At 71.8% G+C, this 20,365-nt stretch carries 16 protein-coding genes; 9 read left to right on the top strand and 7 right to left on the bottom strand.

Going from position 1 to position 20,365, the window contains the following annotated elements; all coding sequences use genetic code 11:
- Positions 1–38: 38 nt before the first annotated feature.
- The 6 genes from ABTX81_RS27300 to ABTX81_RS27275 all read right to left on the bottom strand — a co-directional run bounded on the left by ABTX81_RS27300 (position 39) and on the right by ABTX81_RS27275 (position 7,070).
- A complete protein-coding gene (locus ABTX81_RS27300) occupies positions 39–956 on the bottom strand; it encodes an SDR family NAD(P)-dependent oxidoreductase (protein ID WP_350550535.1) in 918 nt (305 codons plus the stop codon).
- A 240-nt stretch (positions 957–1,196) separates the two neighbouring features.
- Positions 1,197–1,511: a hypothetical protein gene (locus tag ABTX81_RS27295; protein ID WP_350550532.1), complete on the bottom strand. Its 315-nt coding sequence runs from the start codon at positions 1,509–1,511 to the stop codon at positions 1,197–1,199.
- Positions 1,508–2,536, bottom strand: a complete 1,029-nt coding sequence (locus ABTX81_RS27290; protein ID WP_350550529.1) for a GNAT family N-acetyltransferase — start codon at positions 2,534–2,536, stop codon at positions 1,508–1,510. Before ABTX81_RS27290 ends, ABTX81_RS27295 begins: the two co-directional genes overlap by 4 nt.
- Entirely contained in the window at positions 2,514–4,082 is a 1,569-nt protein-coding gene (locus ABTX81_RS27285; protein WP_350550527.1) for a glutamine synthetase family protein, read from the bottom strand. Before ABTX81_RS27285 ends, ABTX81_RS27290 begins: the two co-directional genes overlap by 23 nt.
- The gene (locus ABTX81_RS27280; protein ID WP_350550524.1) at positions 4,079–5,482 is read right to left on the bottom strand and encodes an amidase; all 1,404 of its coding nucleotides are present in this window, start codon (positions 5,480–5,482) and stop codon (positions 4,079–4,081) included. Before ABTX81_RS27280 ends, ABTX81_RS27285 begins: the two co-directional genes overlap by 4 nt.
- Positions 5,475–7,070, bottom strand: a complete 1,596-nt coding sequence (locus tag ABTX81_RS27275) for a hypothetical protein (protein WP_350550521.1) — start codon at positions 7,068–7,070, stop codon at positions 5,475–5,477. The genes ABTX81_RS27280 and ABTX81_RS27275 overlap by 8 nt, the downstream gene beginning before the upstream one ends.
- 425 nt (positions 7,071–7,495) lie before the next feature.
- Here ABTX81_RS27275 and ABTX81_RS27270 point away from each other — a divergent pair, with 425 nt between their 5' ends.
- The 8 genes from ABTX81_RS27270 to ABTX81_RS27235 all read left to right on the top strand — a co-directional run bounded on the left by ABTX81_RS27270 (position 7,496) and on the right by ABTX81_RS27235 (position 15,529).
- Positions 7,496–8,968, top strand: coding sequence for a phosphotransferase family protein (locus ABTX81_RS27270; protein ID WP_350550518.1), 1,473 nt, complete (start codon positions 7,496–7,498; stop codon positions 8,966–8,968).
- Positions 8,965–9,705 (top strand): class I SAM-dependent methyltransferase, encoded by a 741-nt coding sequence (locus ABTX81_RS27265; protein WP_350550515.1) that lies wholly within the window; start codon positions 8,965–8,967, stop codon positions 9,703–9,705. Before ABTX81_RS27270 ends, ABTX81_RS27265 begins: the two co-directional genes overlap by 4 nt.
- Entirely contained in the window at positions 9,675–10,994 is a 1,320-nt protein-coding gene (gene purB, locus ABTX81_RS27260; RefSeq protein ID WP_350550512.1) for an adenylosuccinate lyase, read from the top strand. Before ABTX81_RS27265 ends, purB begins: the two co-directional genes overlap by 31 nt.
- The gene (locus ABTX81_RS27255; RefSeq protein WP_350550510.1) at positions 10,981–11,385 is read left to right on the top strand and encodes a GNAT family N-acetyltransferase; all 405 of its coding nucleotides are present in this window, start codon (positions 10,981–10,983) and stop codon (positions 11,383–11,385) included. Before purB ends, ABTX81_RS27255 begins: the two co-directional genes overlap by 14 nt.
- Positions 11,382–12,137, top strand: coding sequence for a gamma-glutamyl-gamma-aminobutyrate hydrolase family protein (locus tag ABTX81_RS27250; RefSeq protein WP_350550508.1), 756 nt, complete (start codon positions 11,382–11,384; stop codon positions 12,135–12,137). Before ABTX81_RS27255 ends, ABTX81_RS27250 begins: the two co-directional genes overlap by 4 nt.
- Positions 12,134–13,537 carry a methyltransferase domain-containing protein gene (locus tag ABTX81_RS27245; protein WP_350550505.1) on the top strand — a complete coding sequence of 468 codons (1,404 nt, stop codon included), beginning with the start codon at positions 12,134–12,136 and terminating at the stop codon, positions 13,535–13,537. Before ABTX81_RS27250 ends, ABTX81_RS27245 begins: the two co-directional genes overlap by 4 nt.
- A 29-nt stretch (positions 13,538–13,566) precedes the next feature.
- Positions 13,567–14,769, top strand: coding sequence for an MFS transporter (locus ABTX81_RS27240; RefSeq protein ID WP_350550503.1), 1,203 nt, complete (start codon positions 13,567–13,569; stop codon positions 14,767–14,769).
- Between the two features lie 631 nt (positions 14,770–15,400).
- Positions 15,401–15,529 carry a DUF6408 family protein gene (locus tag ABTX81_RS27235; RefSeq protein WP_350550500.1) on the top strand — a complete coding sequence of 43 codons (129 nt, stop codon included), beginning with the start codon at positions 15,401–15,403 and terminating at the stop codon, positions 15,527–15,529.
- A 56-nt stretch (positions 15,530–15,585) separates the two neighbouring features.
- Here ABTX81_RS27235 and ABTX81_RS27230 read toward each other — a convergent pair whose 3' ends face one another.
- Complete coding sequence (locus tag ABTX81_RS27230; RefSeq protein ID WP_350550497.1) at positions 15,586–17,661, bottom strand: DUF2075 domain-containing protein; 2,076 nt, start codon at positions 17,659–17,661, stop codon at positions 15,586–15,588.
- Between the two features lie 670 nt (positions 17,662–18,331).
- Here ABTX81_RS27230 and ABTX81_RS27225 point away from each other — a divergent pair.
- Positions 18,332–20,245, top strand: coding sequence for a DNA/RNA helicase domain-containing protein (locus ABTX81_RS27225; RefSeq protein WP_350550494.1), 1,914 nt, complete (start codon positions 18,332–18,334; stop codon positions 20,243–20,245).
- Positions 20,246–20,365: the final 120 nt, after the last annotated feature.

The following is a 20,365-nucleotide window of genomic DNA, read 5'->3' as shown; positions in this document are numbered from 1 at the left end:
GGCCGGCTCGGGAAACGACCCCCGTCGTGGCGCCCGGCTCAGCCGTGCGCGGCGACCAACTGCTCGGAGGCCGCCCAGAGATCGGCGGCCCGGGTGCGGTCGTGGGACTCCTTGGAGCTGGCCCGCGGCCGCCGCCCGGAGAAGTAGGTACCGGTGGCCTCGGCCACCTCCGGCGAGGTGGCCAGCCAGGCCAGGTCACCGGAGGACTGCTCGACCGACCGGGCCCCCGGCAGCGTCATGACCAGCAGCGGAGTCAGCTGGGCGTAGATCCGCTGGATGGCCGGCGGCCAGTCGCGGTCCAGCGAGGTGCCGGGCATCAGCCCGGGATCGAAGGCGTTCACCGTGATCCGGCGCGGCGCGATCCGCCGGGCCAGCTCATAGGTGTTGTACAGGTTCGCCAGCTTGGAGGTCGCGTAACGGATCCGGCCCGACTTCGCCGAGGTGCCCAGCACCGAACGGTCGGGGTCGACCATGTCCTGCGGGTCCTCCCAGCGCGGGGCCGGGAATCCCATCGACTTCCAGGGCCCCTGGTGCACCTCACTGGAGACCAGAATCACCCGGCCCGGCTCGACGATGTGGTCGATCAGCAGCTGGGTCAGCAGGAAATGCCCGAGATGATTCGTGGCAAACGTCAGTTCATAGCCGTCGCTCGATCGCTGGACTCCGTTCACCACCTGGATTCCGGCATTGCAGATCAGCACGTGCACCGGCGGCCGGTCGGAGTTCGCGAGGATTTCCCGGGCCCCGGCCCGCACCGACGCGAGCGACGAAAGATCGAGTTCCACCACCTCCAGACTCGCCCCGGGAATCGCCGCACGGATCTCCGCCGCGGCCGCTTCCCCCTTCGGCACACTCCGGCAAGCCATGATCACATGGCTTCCCCCCGCAGCGAGTTCACGCGTCGTGGCCAGTCCGAGTCCCGAGGACGCACCGGTGATGATGACGGACTTCTTCAAGGTCGACTCTTCTCTGTGGATGATTGCAATCATGTGCCGCAGTGATCCGTCTGACTGCCCATCAGAATACCAGAGCCGTATTCCCCGAATCCCTTTCCCTTGATTACCGGAAATCACCGTCCTTGACATGTACCGGGCCTCACGCCACGGCGAAGAAAAGGCCAAGAACGGATGCCCCCAATCCGGAAATCCGAACCGATATCGACCGATTCGACCCGCCGCCCTTCGGGGGCTTCCCGGTCAGCCGTGGCAGCGCCGACGGCGGCCGAGGGCGACGGTGGGGCCGCCGAGGATCAGCAGGGCGCCGCCGATCGCCGCCGTGGTGAGTGTGGCGGAGCCGGTGCCGGCGAGGACGCCCGAGGCCCGAGGGGGCGTCGAGGCGGGCGGGTCCCGGTGCCGGACGACGGCCGCGGCGCGCAGGGAGCCGGCGAGGTCCGCCGGACAGGCCGTGGCCCGCGCGGCGGCTCCGTTCGAGGTGGTCGCGGTCGCGGCGGGCCGGGCAGGCGCGCCGCGACGACCGCGGCCGTCGGGGAAGGCGTCGCCGCCCCCGGTCACACGTCGGTCATGAAGGCCTGGAGCGGCTGGGGGCGCATCCCGTAGCGGACCTTGAAGGCGCCGTTGCGGCGGCCGCCCTCCAGGGTGGGCACGCCGGCCCGCAGGCCGAGCTTGATGATGGCCGACATCAGCACGTAGTAGGAGCTGAAGGGGCGCCCGTTCGCCGCGTCGGCGTTGCGGTCGTACCCGCCCGCCCACGCGTGGATCTTCTTCGCCTCCAGGAAGACCACCGCCTTGGCGATGATCTCGCCGTCCATCGTCACCTCGATGATGCGGGCGCCCTTGCGGGTGTAGCGCAGGAAGGCCGCGATGCGTTCCTTGCTGTAGTAGCCCGCCGACCCGACGTTGGCCATCAGCACCTCGAAGATCTGCAGGCTCTGCGGGTCCTCCTCGCCGTCCGGCACCCGCTCGGTGATCTTCACGCCGCAGTCGTCGGCGCGGCGCAGCTGCCGGGCGTACTCGCGACGGGCGTTGTAGCTCAGCGTGGACAGGTAGCCCTGCCAATCCCCCGCGGCGGCCAGGTCGACGGTGTAGCGGGTGTCCAGATCGGTCCCGGTCAGCCCGGCGGCCTCCAGTGCGAGCGCGGTGGGCGAACCGGTGGCCACGTTGATGAAGCCGCAGCGGGCGAGGCCGGCCGAAGCGGCGATCTCCCGCATGCGCGTCACGATCGCCGTCGCGACGACGGGGTCGGTGCGGGTGCTGGCCAGCCGGGTGTCGCTGCAGTGCCAGACGTGGCTGAGCAGCGCCTTCTCGTCGGGGGCCATCCCCAGGGCCCGCAGCGGGTCGCCCTGCACGTAGCAGGGCGTCAGCGCGATGACCCGGTCGTCCTCGTCCAGCACCTCGATGTAGTGCACGGCGTGCACCGGCTGGATGGGCTCGCGCTCGTAGGCGCGCAGGAACTCGTGGCCGTAGTAGAACTCGGAGGCGCCCGCGGCGGCGGCGAGTCCGTCGGTCTCCGGGGCCAGGTCCTCGACCGTGCGGACCACGCGGGTGCGGTAGGTCTCAGTACGTCGCGAAGTACTCACGGTGCTCCCATTCGATGTGATGTGCGTCGTCCGCCGCGGCACCAGCCTGCCACGCCGTGTACCGCCGCAACTCGCTCTCCTTCAAACGGAGCAGACACTCCGTCAGCGGATCGCCGAGCACCTCGCGGTAGAAGTCGCTGGCGGCCAGGGCGTCGAGCGCTTCCCGCAGGTCGCGCGGCAGCGGGGGCAGCGCCCTGTCGTGCGGGTCGGCGGCCGGGCCTCCCGGGACGAGCTTGCGCTCGATGCCGTCCAGCCCGGCCGCGAGCTGCCCCGCCAGGTACAGATAGGGGTTGGCGCAGGGCTCGCCCATGCGGTTCTCGATGTGGGCCGCCGGATCGCCGTAGGCGCCCAGGACCCGCAGGAACGCGCCGCGGTTCTCGACCGACCAGGCGGCGCGGGTGGGTGCGAGGGAGAACCGGTCGCCCATGCGGCGGTAGCCGTTGACGGTCGGCACGCACAGCAGGGCCGCGTCGGCCGCGTGCGCGAGCAGCCCGGCCAGGAAGCGTTCACCGGTCTCGGACAGGGCGCGCTCGCCGTCGGGCGAGGTGAACAGGTTCTCGCGCGTGGCGGCGCGGGCCAGGGACTGGTGCAGGTGCCAGCCGCTCGCGTCGAAACCGGGAAGACCGGGGAGCGCCATGAACGAGGCGTGGTGGCCCAGCCGGGCGCAGACCTGCTTGGCCGTGGCGCGGAACAGCAGCATGGTGTCCGCGGCGTCCAGCGCGCTCTGCGGCGCGAAGGTGAACTCCAGCTGCCCGGGCCCGGATTCGTGCTCGACCGACCGCAGGGGCAGGCCCATGTCCGTCAGGGCCCGGGTCAGCGGAGCGAGCACCGGCTCCAGCGCGTCGGTCAGCCCCTCCAGGTTGAACTGGTAACCGCCGTTGACCGGTTGGACGACCGGTGGCCGGCCCTGCACCCCGAAGCCGCCGGGCCGGCCGGCGTAGGGCCGGTCCACGAGCCGGGTCAGGTACCACTCGACCTCCAGACCCACGACGTAGTCCAGTTCCTTCTCCCGCAGCCCGGCGCAGAGCCGGCGCAGCAGCCCCCGGCTGGACAGCGGGTGGGGGGCGCCGGAGCGCAGGTACTCGTCGCCGACCACCCAGCCGGTGCGCGGCCCCGTGTACGGCAGCTCCCGGAAGGTCAGCGGATCGGGCACCAGGACGAAGTCGCCCGCGCCGAGCAGCTCGTCGAGCCCGATGCCGCCCCCGGGAGCGGTGAAGTCGACGGCCGTGGCGTGGCCGGTGTCGAAGACGAACGGCCCCGGGCTGTGGTCCATGCCGTTGCGCAGCACCGTGCGGAACGCGTCGGCCGTCAGCGTCTTGGAGCGCGGCAGGCCGTGCGGGTCGGCGAACACCAGCCGTACGAAGTCCAACGGCTCCAGGGACGCCTCGAGTTCGGCGGCCGCCTCGCGCCGGTGGTCGTCCCACAGGCCGTGGCGCGCGATGAAGTCCCGGCTGCCGGTGCTCACGTCGCGGTAGGCGCGGTAGGCGCGGTCGGCGCGGTCGACGCCGGAGGCGCGGTGGCCCGCCGGGCGGGGGGTGTCGGTCACGTCAGGTGCCGGTCCTTTCCAGGGTGTGCGTCGCGCCGGGGGTTCGCACGTTCGACTTCCGCCGCGACGCGCAGCACCAGTGCGTCGTGGTGCCGGGCCGCGGCGAGCTGGAGGCCCACCGGCAGTCCGTCGGGGCCGAAGCCGGCCGGGACGGAGACGGCCGGCAGGCCCGCCAGGTTGAAGGGGAAGGCGGCGGGGGCCCAGGACAGCCACGCCAGGGGGTCCTCGTAGGCGGGCTCGTCGGGATGCCAGGCGTCCACGGCGAACGGCGGCACCGGCACGGTGGGCACGGCCAGCACGTCGAACCGTTGCAGGCAGGACGCCAGCCTCCGGGCCAGCTCGGCCCGCTCGGCCTCGGCGTGCACCAGCTGGACGGCGGTCAGCGTTCTGCCGTGCCGGACGACCGCCAGCCGCGCCGGGTCGGCCGACCCGTCGTCCTCGACGGGGGACGCGGCCGCCTCGGCGGCGGCCAGCAGGGTGACCAGCGCCGGATAGGCGTCGTCGAACGGCGGCGCAATCGTCTCCACGTGGTGGCCGGCCGCCGCGAGTCGTTCGACCGCCGCCCGCTGAGGGTCCGCCGGTACGGAGGGGCCCGGTGCGCGCAGCCCCTCGATCCAGGCGATGCGCAGCGGCCCGTCGGCGGCGGGCGGGACGGGCGGCGGGAGCAGCGAGTCCGGGTCGTCCGGGTCGGGCCCCGCCATCACGCGCAGCAGCAGCTCCGCGTCGGCGACCGTACGGGTGAGCGGTCCCAGGTGCGCCAGCCGGTCGGGACAGTACGGCACGTAGGGGACGCGGCCATGGCTGGGTTTGAAGCCGACCACGCCGCAGAAGGCGGCGGGGATGCGGATCGACCCGGCGCCGTCGGTGCCGGTCGCCGCGATGCCCAGGCCGGCGGCCACCGCGGCCGCAGCGCCGCCGCTGGATCCGCCGGCGCTGCGGGAGAGGTCCCAGGGGTTCGCCGCCGGCGGTCCGAGGCGGTTGACGGTTCCGGCGCTCCAACCGCCTTCGGACGTGGTGGTCTTGCCCAGGACGATCGCGCCGGCCCGGCGCAGCCGGGCCACGGCGGGCGCGTCCCGGACGGGCACGGCGTCGCGCAGGGCCAAGGAGCCGCGCGTGGTGCGGATGCCCTCGGTCGCGGTCAGGTCCTTGACGCTCAGCGGTACGCCGAGCAGCGGCCGGCCGTCCCAGGCCGCCTCGCCGAGGCGGAGGACGCGTTCCTCGGCGCGGGCCGCCTGTGCCAGCGCCCGGTCGGCGGCCACGGTGACGAAGGCGCCCAGCACCGGGCCGAGTGCGTCGATCAGCCGCAGGGTGTCCTCGGTGTACTCGACCGGGGACAGCTGCCGGGCCGCGTACAGCCGGCGCAGTCCGGCGCTGTCGAGCCGGCGGAGTGCGTCATCCATAGCGGGCACGGAACCATTCGTTCCCGAAGTCGCGGACGGTCACCCGGTGCCGGCTCATCGCCTGGTGCAGGACGGCGAGGACCCGGCCGGAGGCGACGGCCGCCCGCAGGTCGTCCGTGGTGTACCGCTCACCGGCGCCGCGCATCAGGCGCAGGTCGTACAGTCCGGGCAGGTGGCGGCCGGCGTGGTCGATGCCGAGCGGGACGCGGATGGCGTAGCGCACGTGGAAGGCGACGTGGCCGGTGTGGTGCTGGTCGGAGTGGTGCGTGAGGTCGGGCATGGTGGGGGCGAAGAACCAGTCGTCGCGCCCGGGCACGCGGTCGGTGATGCCCAGGGTGTGCGGGAGGTAGTGCCAGCTGTTGAAGCGCATGCGGGCGCTGTAGGCGCTCAGGGTCTTCACCAGCGCGGCGCGGTCCTCGCCGAAGGACTCGGCGAAGGCGGCGCTGGGTGCGACGCAGCAGAAGAAGTCGTTGCTCCGGAGTGCGAGCGGATCGTCCTCGCCGGTGCCGCCGGGTTCCAGGGGCGCGAAGGAGCGGGGCCCGCGGCCCATGGCGACGTCCGACGCGGTCGCCTCGGCGAGGGTCGCCATGAAGCGGCTGAGCAGGGCCTCGTAGGCGCTGCTGAAGCGTTCGGGGGCGGGAGCGGCGTGGAGCGTGTCGCTCAGCGCCTCGAAGGCCGGCGCCGTCTCCCCGATGGTCGTGGTGTCCGCGCCGATGCCCGCCTCGCGTTCCAGGAGGGCGCGCAGCGGGAGGGGTACGTCGGCGTAGCCGAGTGCCGGGCGCAGCAGGTGCTCCGTCTTGTTGAGGTTGGCCCCGTGGATGAGCCGGTAGAAGACGGTTCCGTCGCCGAGGCGGGCGCGTCGTTCGGCGGCGCAGCGGCGGGCGAGGGCTTCGAGCCCGGTGACGGGGGGGACGCCCTCGACGTCGGGCGGCTCGGCGCCGTATCCGCGGATGTGTCCGGTCAGCAGGGCCGCGACGCCGGCGGAGGTGAGGTGGGTGCCGTTGGCTTCCTCGAGCCGGGCCTGGGTGCCGCTGCTCAGCAGGACGGTCGAAAGTGCGACAAATGCGGCTTCCTCTTTCGACCACTCCCCCGCCGGAAGGGCGGCGAGCCGGGCGAGAATGTTCTCGGAAGCCGTGGGTGCGATCGATTTTCCGGGGAGGTTCCCGGAACTGCCGAGGTTGGAGAACAACCGGTCGCCCACGTAGACCTGGACCGGTGCCATGTGCAGTAATACATGACCGAGGCGCGCCAGGTCCGCCCGGTTCCGCTCGGGAGGACGGCCCATCAGGTACGTGCGGAGTTCGGCGCGGTCCGCCTCTTCCGCGGCTTCCCGGTCCAGATATCGGCGACGTAATTCCGCCCGCGTTTCCGGGTCGGTCACGAGCGAACCCACGACATGGGAGCCGGCCGGGGCGCGGGACGCGTCCCATAAGAAGAGCATGCGGCCGGTCCGGTCGAGGATCAGCAGGTCAGGGCCGGTCGCGCCCGGGTCGATGGGTAATTCCCGGGTGGTTATCTCCTGGACGAGTTGCAGGTCGGCGGCGGTGAGGGCGGCGCGTCCGACATCCTCGGGGAGACGTCCGTCCAACGTGAGGGCGACATGCAGGGACTGCTTCGTGGTGCCGCACCGCCTGGCCCGCCCGGCCGTCGATTCAAGTAAATGAGGAAAACCGTCGGATCGAATTGAAATCACCCACCCCTGTTCGGCGCCGTGAAAACGGCACCGAGGTCGCTGCAACTTCAAATTCCATTAAACTTGGATGCTAGCACCGTGAACGACAGGCAAACCAGAGGGCCCCGTAGTGACCAGGGTCACACGGCCGAGTGGTTTCCCGACCCCTGGGCAAGGGAAGGGCTGCAGAGATCCCGACCGGCCGCCGGCCGGACAATTTCACGGGTAAGGAATATTCGGACGTGGGCGAATTACTCACCGAGTTAGCGCGGCCCGCCACTGCGGCCGAGCTGGCGAACCTTTATTCCGTTCTCGACGGCCAGGGTCTCCTGCCGGATACCGTGGCCCCCTCCGTCATCGTCGTGGAGTCATCCGGCTGCACCGGCCTGGTGCCCGCGCTGACCGAGCGACTGGAACCGTTCGGCGTCAGCGTGTCCGCCCTCCCGGCCGACGCGCCGCCCCCCGGCGCCGGCCCTCCCGCCGGACGGCCGGCACGCCGCACGTTCCTCCTCGGCGGAGAACTGCACGGCTGGTGCCTGGAGTCCGACGGGAGGACCGACGAGGCCGAGGTGATCGCCTCCGCGGTCGCCGCCGCCAGGCTGCGCGCCTGGGCCGCCGCCACCCGCCCGACCCCCACCGTCACCCGCTTCCACCGGCCGGGCTCCGACTCCGTCGGCGTGGTCCAGTTCGACGCCGGAGACGGGAGCCAACTCGTCGCCAAGACCGGCGAGTCGGGAATGATCCGTTCCGAGACCGGCTTCACCTCGCGCACCAACGACGACCTGGCCCGCATCGGCCGGGACGCGCTCTTCCCCCGGCTGCGCGGCGTGCAGATCCAGGGCCGGCAGGGCACCAGCCTCATGGAGGCCGTCGAGGCCGCCGACCTGGAGAAGCGTCTCTTCGAGGACGAGGCCCGCACCGAACTCGCACCCGACGCGGCCGACATCCTCGCCCCCTACCTCGACCAACTGGCGGGCTGGTACCGGCTCACCGCCGGCGAACAGCGCCCCACCAGCGCCGACTACCTCTACCGCGAGCGCTTCGACGCCCTGCGCGAGCAGCCCGCCTTCCGCTCCACCTTCCGCCGCTGCTTCGGCGACCGCGCCCGCGGCCACGAGCGCGAGCGCGAGCGCGACCACGCCCGCGACCACGAGCGCGGCCTCGGCCTCGGCCTCGACCTCGACGAGCACCTGGCCGCCGAACTGACCCTGCCGGACGGCACCCGCATCCCCGGCTACACGGCGGCGACCGCGTGGCTCCACGAGCACGCCCCCGCCCTGCTCCCGCGCACCGGCAGCCAGGTGCACGGCGACATCTACCCGACCAACATGCTCCGCCGCTCCGGGGGCGGCCCGGTCTTCATCGACCCGCGCACCGTCTGGGAGCAGCGGCAACGCCCCGACATCGGCTACGGCGACCCGGTCTTCGACCTCGCCACGCTGCTGCACGGACTGCTGCCGATGCCCGCCATCCTGCACGCCGCCCGGGAGGGCAAGCCGGAGGCCCTCTTCGGCGACGCCTTCGACCCCGCCCGGCCGCACGACGTCAGCGCCCTGCGGCTGCCCCTGCGGTTCTCCGACCGGCTGCGGGCGATCGAGCACCGGCTGGTCCGGACCGCCCCCGGCGGCGAGCCGGCGCCCGTCGTGCGCTGCCGCCTGTACATCGGCGCGGCCTGCTCGCTGGCCGGCTGGCTGAAGTACGAGAACACCCTGCGCACCCCCCAGGCCTGGGCGGCGACGTACGCCTACAGCGTCTGGTACCTGTGGCAGGCCCGCACCGTCCACCAGCGGTACACCGCCAAGGAGTCCTCGTGACCGAGTTGGACTACGACCGGCTGGCCACCGAGTACGCCCGGCACCGCCGCCCCTACCCGGGGCTGGTGGAGTTCCTGGCGGAATTCGCCGGCCTGGGCGGTGACTCGACGGTCCTGGAGATGGGCTGCGGCACCGCCAACCACCTCGCCGCGCTCCAGCGGCTGACCGGCGCCCGCGCGCTGGGCGTCGACCCCTACCCGGAGATGCTCAAGGCCGCGGCGACCCACGAGGCCGAGCTCGAACTGCGCACCGGACGCGCCGAGGAGATGGCCCTCCTCGACCTGCCCGAGGCCTCCCTCGACCTGGTCTTCTCGGTCGACGTGATCCACTACGTCCGCGAGCCCCGCCGCTACTTCGAGGGCGCGCTGCGCGCGCTCAAGCCGGGCGGCGTGCTGTGCACCGCGACGGACTCGGAGGAGATCATCCGCTCCCGCGTCCCCGTGGCGCGGTACTTCCCCTCCACCGTCGAGGTCGAACTCGGCCGCCACCACGCGATCGACGTCCTGCGGGCCGAAGCGCGGGCCGCCGGTTTCACCGACGGCGGCAGCCGGGTCTTCGAGAGCACCTACGAGCTCACCGACGCCACCAAGTACCGCGAGAAGGCCTTCTCCTCCCTCCACCTCATCCCGGACGAGGAGTTCGAGTCGGGCGTCGCGGCGCTCACCGCCGAGCTCGCCAGGGGACCGATCCGGGCCAACAACCGCACGTGCGCCGTCCTGGCCCGGAGGCCCGGGTGATCCCGCGCTACTCGCTCCCGGAGATGGCCCGGCTCTGGACCGACGAGGCGAAGTACGCCTCGTGGGTCCGCGTCGAAGTGCTCGCCTGCGAGGCGCAGGCACGGCTGGGCACGGTGTCCGAGGCCGAACTCGCCGCGGTGCGGGCCGGCCGGGTGCCCACCCCCGAGGAGGTGCGCGAGCAGGAACGCACCCGCGATCACGAGGTCCTCGCCTTCCTCGCCGCGTACACCGCCTCGATCCCCGACGACGCGGCACGCCGGGTCCACTTCGGCATGACCAGCTACGACCTGGTCGACACCGCGCTGGGCCACACCCTCGCCGCCTCCTGCGACCTCCTGCTGGCCGCGACCGGGCGGCTGCTGCGGGCCCTCACCACGCGGGCCGTCGAGCACTGGGACACCGTCTGCGTGGCACGCACCCACGGCATCCACGCCGAGCCCACCACCTTCGGGCAGAAGCTGGCCGGCTTCGCCTTCGGCGTCCACCGCTCCCTCGAACGCCTGCGGGCCGCCCGCACCGCGGTGGCCGTCGGCACCGTCTCCGGTCCGGTGGGCACCTACGGCAGTGTGGACCCGTTCGTCGAGGCCTATGTGTGCGAGGCCCTCGGGCTGGGCGTCGAGCCGGTGCCCACCCAGGTCGTGGCGCGCGACCGGCACGCGGAACTGCTCGGCGCCGTGGCCCTGCTGGGCGCGGTGGTCGAACAGATCGGCCTGGAGATGCGGCTGCTGCAGCGGACCGAGGTCCGTGAGGTGGAGGAGCCGCGCTCCAGCGCGTACCAGGGCTCCAGCGCCATGCCGCACAAGCGCAACCCCACCACCAGCGAACGGCTGTGCGGCCTGGCCCGGCTGCTGCGGGCCGGCCTCGGCGCCGCCCTGGAGGACGTCGCGCTGTGGCACGAGCGGGACCTGGCCCACTCCTCCGTCGAGCGCGTCGTCCTGCCCGACAGCCTCATCGCGGCGCACTACCAGGTCACCGGCGCCGCCGAACTCATCGAGGGGCTGCGCGTCTTCCCCGACCGGATGCGTGCCAACCTCGAACAGACCGACGGCCTGATCCACAGCTCGACCGTGATGCTGCACCTGATGTCCACCGGCTCCGAACGGGAGAAGGCGTACCGCACGGTGCAGGACGCGGCCACCGAGACCTGGGAGACCGGCCGGCACCTGCGCGAGACCCTGCGCGACCGTGGCATCGTCACCGGCGACGACCTGTACGACCCGGCCCGCTTCCTGCGCTCCCGGCACGTCATGCGGCAACGACTGGAGGAACTGCTCCATGTGGAAGTGTGAAGTCATCGACGCGGCCGACCTCGACGTGGCCGAGGTCGCCGAACTGTACCGCTCCTCCGGCCTGGGCGAGCGACGCCCGGTGGAGGACACCGAGCGGTTCACCGCGATGGTCCGCAACGCCAACCTGATCGTCGTGGCCCGCACCGACGACCGGCTGGTCGGCATCGCGCGCTGCCTGACCGACGGCTCCTACGTCACCTACCTCAGCGACATCGCGGTCGACCGGGCCCACCAGCGGCGCGGCATCGGCGTGGACCTCATCCGCCGGGTCCAGGAGGCCGCGCCCCGGGCGAAGATCGTCCTGCTGTCGGCGCCGGCGGCCACCGAGTACTACCCGCACATCGGGTTCACCCAGCACGGCTCCGCCTGGGTCCTGGACGCGGCGCGGTGACGGCGGAGGCCGGCGACAAGCCGGTGGTGGGCATCACCACCTACCAGGAGGACGCCTCCTGGCGCGGGTGGCACCGCCACGCCTCCCTGGTCCCGACCGACTTCGTCGCCGCGGTGACCGCCGCCGGCGGTGTCCCCGTCCTGCTACCGCCCTCCGGCGCCGAGCCCGAGGCCGCCGCCGTCATGGCCGGCCTCGACGGGCTGGTGCTCGTCGGCGGCGCCGACATCGACCCCGCCCTCTACCGGGCCGCGCCCGGCCCGCACGCCGGCAAGCCGGCGCCGGAGCGCGACATCTGGGAGAGCGCCCTGCTGCGCCTGGCCCTGGCGGACGACCGGGCGGTCCTCGGCGTGTGCCGGGGCATGCAGCTGATGAACGTGCTGCGCGGCGGCACCCTGCTGCCCCACCTGCCCGACGCGGTCGGCAACGACGACCACATGCCCGCCGAACCGGTCTTCGCCCCCAGCCGGATCACCCTGCGCACCGACGCCCTGCCGGGCTCGCTCCTCGGCGCCGAGAGCGACCTCCCCTGCTTCCACCACCAGGCCATCGACACCCTCGGCGCCGGCGTCGTCGCCACCGGCTGGAGTGCCGACGCCGTGGTCGAGACGATCAGCCTGACCGGTCACCGCTTCGCCCTCGGTATCCAGGGCCACCCCGAAGTCGGGCCCTCCCGGCCCGTGTTCGAGGCGTTCGTGGCGGCGGCGGCCGCCCACCGGGCCACCCGCGAGCAGGAGGACGTCACCGCCGCATGACCGCACCCGACCCCGGCCCCCTCACCGGCCTGCTGCGCCGCACCGCCTTCGCCGACCGGGTGGAGCACGCCCGCCGCCGCTCGGGGCTGCCCTGGGAACCCTGGGACCCCTCGCCCCCCGAGGCCGCCGCCGCTCCGTCCGAGGACACCGGCACCGCGCTGTGGAACCTGCTCCACCACGGTCGGCGGCCCGCTCGCGGCCTCGACGCCGCCCTCGCCGAACGCCTCACGGCGCTCGGTCTCGCCGACGCCACCGGCGGGCCGGGACGCTGGGAGGTCACCGCCTTCCGCGGCCTGCTCGCCGCCCGCGACCGGGCCGGGCGACCGGGCACCGGCAACGTCTACATCGGCGAGGACTCGCTGCGGTTCGTCGACACCATCCTGCGGGCCCGCCCCACCGGACGTGCCCTGGACGTGGGCTGCGGGTCCGGCATCACCACCTGCGCCCTCGCCCTGAGCTGCACCGAGGTCACCGGCGCCGACCTCCAGCAGGACTGCCTGGACGCCACCGCCCTGACGGCCGCCCTCAACGGCCTCGGTGACCGCGTCCGCACCCGGCTAGGCGACTTCTTCCAGCACCACGGCCCCGGCGACCCGCTCAACTGCGTGGTGGCCAACCTCCCCTACGTGCCTGTGCCGCCCTCCCTGCGGTACTCCGCGGCCGGCAACGGAGGGCCCGACGGCCTGGACCTCAACCGACGGCTGCTGCGCCGCGCCGCCGGTCTGCTCGACCCCCGCGACGGGCTGCTGATCACCCGGTTCCAGAGCCTCGGCGACGCCTCCGGCCCGCTGCTGCTGCCCGAGGTCGAGGCCTTCGCCAAGGAGGCCGGGCACGACGTCTGCGTCGTCGCCGACGGCCGCACGGTCCCGGAGGTGCGGGCCGCCCTGACGGCGCTGCACGCCCAGCGGCACAACCCGGAACTGCGGCCCGCCGAGATCCTGGAGACCGTCGACGCCCACATGCGCCGCTACGAGCAGCCGCACTACTTCGCCTGCGGGATGATCAGCCGCTCCGGCGGCACGGGCCGGGTCACCTTCACGGACCTCTCCGGCACCCGCACGCTCGACGACGTGCTCACCGCCGTCCCCGGCGCGCGGGGCGCGGCGGTGGACGCCGCCGTGCGGCTCTACCGCGGCCGGGCACTGGACCTGCCCGACGGCTTCTGGGAACTCGGCACCGGCGACGACGTGGCCCTGACCGAACAGCGGCTCCCGGCCCTGCTGGCCGCCGTGGCGGACGCGGGCCCGGCCGGCCTCACCGGCCGCGCCCTGGCCGCCGCCGTCTTCGCCGACCGCTTCGAGGCCGACCCGCTGCGCTCGCGCGCCCTGCTCGTCACCACGGAGTCGATGACCGGCTGCCTGGCCGACGCGGGCCTCGTGGAAGGCGGCGGCGCCCGGTGAACCGGCGACACCCGCAGCAGAAGGAACGCATGCCCCACCGCTCGGCCGTCCTGGTCCTCGCCCTCGGCGCCTTCGCCATCGGCACGGACGGGTACGTCACCACCGGCATCCTGCGGTCGATCGCGGACGACTTCCACGTCTCCGTCCCGGTCGCGGGCCAGTTGGTCACCGTCTTCGCCCTCAGCTACGCCGTCAGCGCGCCGGTGCTGATGACACTGACCGCGAACGTCGGCCGGCGGATCATGCTCTACGGCTCCCTCGGGGCCTTCCTCCTCGCCAATCTGCTCGGCGCGCTCGCGCCCGACTACCCGACGCTGCTCGTGGCCCGGGTGCTCGCGGGCGCCGCCGCCGCGGTGTTCATGAACACCGCGGTGGCCGCGGCGACGGCCATGACCGGCGAGCGCCACCGCAGCCGCGCGCTGGCCCTGGTCATGGGGGGCCTGTCGGTGGCCACCGCGCTGGGAGTGCCGATCGGTACCGTGATCGGCGCCCTGGGCAGCTGGCGCACCACGCTGGGACTGATCACCGGGCTCGCGGGCCTGGGGATCGTCGGGCTCGCCCTGACACTGCCGGCCACGCCGTCACCGCCGCCGATCACGATGGCGGCCCGGCTGCGGGTCGCCGCCGAGCCGGCCGTGCTGCTCGCCGTCCTGGCCAACGCCTGCGCGGTGGCCGGCAGCTTCACCGTCTACACCTACCTCGCCGTGTTCGCCCGCGAGGTGACGGGCCTCAGCGCGGCGGGGGTCGGCTGGGTGCTGTTCGCCTGGGGCGTGGCCGCCTCCGTCGGCACGGCGACGGGCGGCCGGCTCAGCGAACGCCGCGGCCCGGACCGGGCGTACCTCACCGGTGTGCTGGGCGTCGTCGCGGCATTCGCCGCACTGGCGCTGGCCGCCCTCGTCGCCCGGGTCGCCGAGGGCCCGGCCACCGTGGTCTTCCTGGCGGCGACCGCCGCCTGGGGCGTCCTCTACTGGATCGTGCCGGGCGCCCAGGTCCAGCGCGTCATGGACCGGGCACCGGCCGCGCCCACCATCGCCGTCTCCGTCAGCAGCGCCTCCTCCTACCTGGGCGTCGCCCTCGGCGGCGGCATCGGCGGAGCCACCCTCTCCATCGCCCCCTCCTGGACACTCCCACTGGCCGGGACCCTCCTCCTCACCCTCGCCGCCACCCTGACGTCCCGCCAACTCCCCGAGCCCACCACACCCCGCCCCCTGCCCAGCCCCCAGGACGCCTGACACCACCCCCACCACGAACACCCAGCCGGCCCCCCAGCTGTGCGACCCCTTGACCCCGAGTCGCCCGGCCGTGGCCATCGCTGCACGTCAGACGGTAGACAGCCCGCGCTGTTCGTTCACCGAAAGACACACAGAGACAGTGGTGAAGGACGCGTGGTCTCCGGCACTCCCCCAGTGCTCTCCGCTCCGGCCCCTCCCCGACTCCGTCGTAGCGCTCGCGGCCAAAGCCATCGAAAGATCTCCAACGGCGTGCCGACGTTCCGGGCACCGAAGTCGAGGAACGCCGCTGCGAACGCCGGCAAGCTCGATCTACTGGAAGCGCGCTGTGACGGCACCTTCGAGTGGGACGGGCTCTGGGACCGATGGCGTCCCCAGGGCCGGATCGGGCGCCCTCGCTGCACGCGACCCGGGAGAAGCGCCGTTCCCTGACCCCCGCCGCCGATCCGCCCAGGCGGTATGCTCGCCGTGCTGCGCACCTTCCCGGAGGGTACGAGGCCTAGGTTCCATGCGCCCTCAACAGGCGGCGATTGACGAATGGTTGTGCCCGTCAGGTAGTCACCACCTGACGTGAGCGTGGTTGCCCGGTGGGGCGCCCCCTGCCATTCCGATATCACCACCTGGAGATGGCCGCATGACCTCGATCGAGTACAAGCCTGCGCGTCGTGGACGGATCCGCAGGATCCTCACCGACATCGCCGTCGGAGTCGCCTCCAACATGCTGGTGGCGGCGCTGACCTCGATGGCGCACCTGCTCTTCTGACGCAGGTCAGTGGCGGGCCCGGCGAGCCCGCCACTTCCACCGTTCCACACCTTCTGTCAGAACAACCGAAGGTCGTTCTTGGGCCTCTTCCGTCCCCGCTTCGGACGGTCGTGATGCCATGGCAAACTCTCCCGAGTCGGCCGCAATCCGTGGATCTCGGTCTCCCCGACAAGGCCTTTGAGGAAGACCCGGGTCTCCTCGTCCGTGGAATAGAGCACCGTCGCCCGGCTGGCCCGGGTCAACAGCACGTGGTAGGCGTGCCGAATCAGGCGGGCGAACTCCTCGTCACCGACACTGCTCGCACTGACCTTCGGATCAAGCGATCCGGGAACTCTCACCCGTCTTACACCTTGCGCCGACTTCTCCGTCTCCTTGCCTCGGCGGAACACCCACTGGCCGTCCCGGCGCACCATGTCATCGCCCATGATCACTCCGCACCAGTCCCACTCGAGGCCTTGCGCGGTGTACACACAGCCGATCTGGCCGATGCCGTTCTTGTGCATCGACCACCTGACACCGGGCGGGACGCCGTCCGCGCAGAAGCTGTCGCTCTTCGCGTTCCACGGCTCCTGCCAGTCACCTATCCTGACATCCCGCTCCAATCGCTTCTCCCGGCCCAGAGGCTCGGTCCAAGGCCAGCAGTAGCCGGCAACCATACGCGCGGATGCCCCGGCGTTCTCCTCGCCGAGGATGATGTCCTTGAGCGCGTCCGGCGTGTCCACCACCTCGACATGCATCAAGCCGTCCGGCGTCCAGTGCTCAGGTTCGTCGTCCGACATACCAAGCAGCGCGTGCACCCAGCGAACGTAGGCATCACTGCCACCGCATCGGAACTGCTCCCGGAGGCCGTACCGCACCACCTTGGCTCCGCGCCGATCAGCCGCCTGCTGGATCAGGTCGACCGTACCGACCTCCTTCGGACGAACGACCTGGCCTTCGTCGAGGAAGAACACCGTCAGCCGGGACGCATCGAGGAGTTCGTCCACCTGCGGCTGAGTTCCCTGCTTCTCCGGCGGCCAGAACCGGTTCTCGGAGCGGTCACGGAGTCGGTGCGCCTCATCGCAGATCAGAACATCGAGCAGCGGCTCGGGCGTCGTGACGTAATCGAAGAAGTAGGTGAAGGTCTCCTTGAACTCCCGGTCACCGACACCGACGTGCTCCTGCATCGCCGCGTTGAAGGCCCTGCTCCCGCTGGCGTAGTTGACGTTCCGGCCGGCGGCCTCCAGCTCCGCCTTGATCTGCAGGCCGATAGCGCTCTTGCCGGTGCCTGCGCCACCGGTCACCAGGAAAACTACTCGTTGCTCGTCCGGAACCAGCGCGGACTGCTTCGGGGAGGGCAGTACCTTGGAAGCCGTCTCCAGGATCTGATCAGCCACCTCCTTCTGCCGCCCGCGCAGGGTGAAGACCGTGTCCGTGCCCCGGGACAACATCATCGCGTCAAGCAGCGATGCGTTGCGTACACCGATGCCCTGCAGCAGCAGCTCGGCCTCGATGCCGCCGCCGTCGGCGGCGAAGTGTCCCTGCAGGTCGGTCAGCAACTGGCGGCGACGATCACCGGTGTACACCCGCGCATAGGCACCCGTCGGTGCGTCCACGTCGATCAGCGGACGGACCGAGTCCTCGGTGGCGTTGTGCAGGTAGGCAAAGCCGCCGCACTCGATGTCGACCGTGCCGAAGGGGCCCCGGCTACTGGTGAACGCATGGTAGTACTCACGCAGTTGCAGCGCAGGGTGCTTCTTGGGCTTCGCCAGGCCCGCCACGTAGATCTGGTCCGCAATGGCCCGCTCGACCCTGGTCACGGTCGACCAACGCTTCAGCTCCACCAGCTGGACGGACGGCCGGTTCTCGCGCGGATGGCGGCCCACCAGGACGACGTCCACGAGTCTGGGACTGCTCCCCCTGATGTCCTCGTCGGCAGTCGCGGCGCACTCGACGACCATCTGCACATTGCCGCGACCAGCGGCGACCAAATCGTTCGCCAGACAAATCAGACTCTCCGCCCACGCGAACCGCTCCGTCTCCGAAGCCTCGTGCTCCCGGAACTTTCGCCACCGTTCGGCAAGATGCGGCACCATCCGGCGACGCGAGTTCAGAGTGAGCAGATCCTGCGCCGACAACTTCAGCAGGAGCATGGGCACGAAGGGACTCCCCCAGACCAGACCACGAGTGATTCGTGCGGGTTGGGGGCATGTCCTCAGCGGGAAGCCTGTCGGGCCGCAAGCAGTACGCAGATCCTAGATGCAGAAGCGGCCGTCGGTACACAATGCTCATCGACGGCGAACCCGTCAAGAGATCGACCCGGGCGAAGGTCCACCCGTGCACAACCTCCCGGCAGGCGGTCGGCTTGCCGTCCAGCGGTGGCACCGGGTCTGCCGCCGGCTCGGAGAGATCGGAGGCCAGCCGAGGGGGCTTCCTGGGTGCCCGGGGCCCAGCTCGGATCTCCGGGACCTATTCGTTCGCACCCGGCTCCAGCTCTCGATGGCCCGATCGTTCTGGTCCGGGAGAACGTCCGCCTCCACCTGATCAAGCCGTCACGGCAGCTCATCGCCGCGAATGCCGACTGGCTCGCCCGTCTCCCCACTGCCCGCCTACGTGGCGGACCCCACCTCGCGGGAGAGGATCCGGTCGCTGGTCGAACAGGACACCGGGATCCGTCACGCGCCACTGGAAGCCCAAGGGTTCGGACACCCGCTTAGGCGCTCCGTTATAGGTTGGCCCAGTCATCAGCGCGGCCCGCCGGGCTTCCCTTCCGGGACATGCCCCCACCCGCACGAGTCACTTCGTGCTGCCTGGGAGCATGTCTTGCTGTTCCGCGACTCCGCGTCCGCGGTCGCCGCCGAGAGCCTGGCCGGATCACTGTTCGTGCGTCTCATCGACCAGTTCGTCCACAAGCACGGCCACAAGCCGAGCCCGTCCGAGGTGCGCTCCTGGGAGCGGAGCATCCCGGTTCTGACCAACGCGCTGCTGGACGCCGGACTCGGCATGGTGGAGGTACTCCTCGAGTACTCGCTGCCGCTGAACAGCAAGCGAGCCGACGTCATACTCGCCGGCGTCCACCCAGGCACGGGCGAGCCGTCGTACGTGGTGGTCGAGCTCAAGCAGTGGACCAGCGCGCTTCCGGAGGACGGCGAGCCGCTGCTCTGCCGGGTCGACGCGTACACCCGGCCGGTGCTGAACCCGATCGAGCAGGTCCGCGGCTACTGCGACTATCTGATCTCCTTCAACGGCGCGCTCGCCGCCCATCCCGAGCGGCTGTCCGGCGTGGCCTTCCTCCACAACGCGACGGAGTTCGGCGTCCAAGGCCTCTACGAGGTGCCGCAGGACGACCGCGGCCGACTCTTCACCGCCGAGCGCCGCGGGGAGTTCGTCCAGTACCTCCGCTCGAAGCTGAAGCCGGTCTCCGGCGCCGAAGCCGCGGACCAGTTGCTCGCGGGCAAGGTGGCCCCGTCCAAGCAGCTGATGACGGTCGCCGCCGACGAGGTCCGCGAGCGCGAGCAGTTCGTCCTGCTGGACGAGCAGCGGGTCGCCTACGAACTGGTGCTGCGCGCGGTTCGCCGGGCGCAGCGGTCCGATCACAAGGAGGTGGTCGTCATCACGGGCGGCCCGGGTACCGGGAAGAGCGTGATCGCGCTGTCCCTCCTGGGCGATCTGTACCGACGTGGTGTCACGGCCCTGCACGCGACCGGGTCCAGTTCGTTCACCACCACGATGCGCCGGGTCGCCGGGGCGCGGAAGCGTGAGGTGCAGGAGCTGTTCAAGTACTTCAACAGCTTCATGACCGCCGAGCGCAATGGTCTGGACGTGCTGATCTGCGACGAAGCCCACCGAATCCGGGAGACGTCGGCGAACCGCTACACGCGGGCCGCCCAGCGCACGGGGAAAGCCCAGATCGAGGAGCTGATCGACGCCGCCCGGGTGCCGGTGTTCCTGCTGGACGAGCACCAGGTCGTGCGGCCGGGCGAGATGGGCACGGTGGCCCAGATCCGGGCCGCCGCCGCGGTGAAGGGCCTGGAGTGCCGGGTGGTGGAGCTGGACAGCCAGTTCCGCTGCGGCGGCAGTGACGCCTACCTGCACTGGGTGGTGTGTCTGCTGAACCTCGAGCCCGGCGGCCCGGTCGGCTGGGAGCCCGACGGCAAGGTCGCCCTGGAGGTGGTCGACAGCCCTCAGGAATTGGAGGCGTTCCTCGAGGCCCGGCGCGCCGAGGGCTACGGGGCTCGCATGTCGGCCGGGTACTGCTGGAGGTGGACGACGAAGGTGGCTCCGGGGGACCCGCTGCCCCTCGACGTGCACATCGGTGACTGGGCCCGGCCGTGGAACGTGTACGGCGACCGTTCGATCGCCGGCGCCCCACCCGCCGCACTGTGGGCCACCGACCCGGCCGGCTTCGGCCAGGTCGGCTGCGTGTACACCGCGCAGGGCTTCGAGTACGACTGGAGCGGCGTCATCCTCGGGCCGGACCTCGTCTGGCGCTCCGACCGCTGGATCACCGACCGGACGGCCTCCAAGGACCCCGTCTTCCGCAAGTCCACCACCGACGCCGACATCGACCGCCTGATCCGCAACACCTACAAGGTGCTGCTGACGCGAGGAATGATCGGCACCGTCGTGTACTCGACGGATCCGGAGACGCGCGCCAAACTGCGGGAGCTGGTCACCGGGCAGGCAGGACAGACCGCGGTGGTGCAGAGCCACTCACGGTCGATGCCCAACCACTGATTCCGGGCGGAACACACGGTGCTGTCCAGTCCGCACGGGTCGGAACCGGACCACCTGAGGAGTCCGACGGTGCACGGTCGCTGACAAGGCAGCGACCGTGCCGCCTCTGTCACCGGACCA

It is taken from the genome of Kitasatospora sp. NPDC097605 (assembly GCF_040302725.1).
In the GTDB taxonomy this organism is placed as follows: Bacteria; Actinomycetota; Actinomycetes; order Streptomycetales; family Streptomycetaceae; genus Kitasatospora.
The sequence above is the reverse complement of the archived record's forward strand: the minus strand, read 5'-3'. Positions and strand labels throughout refer to the sequence as shown.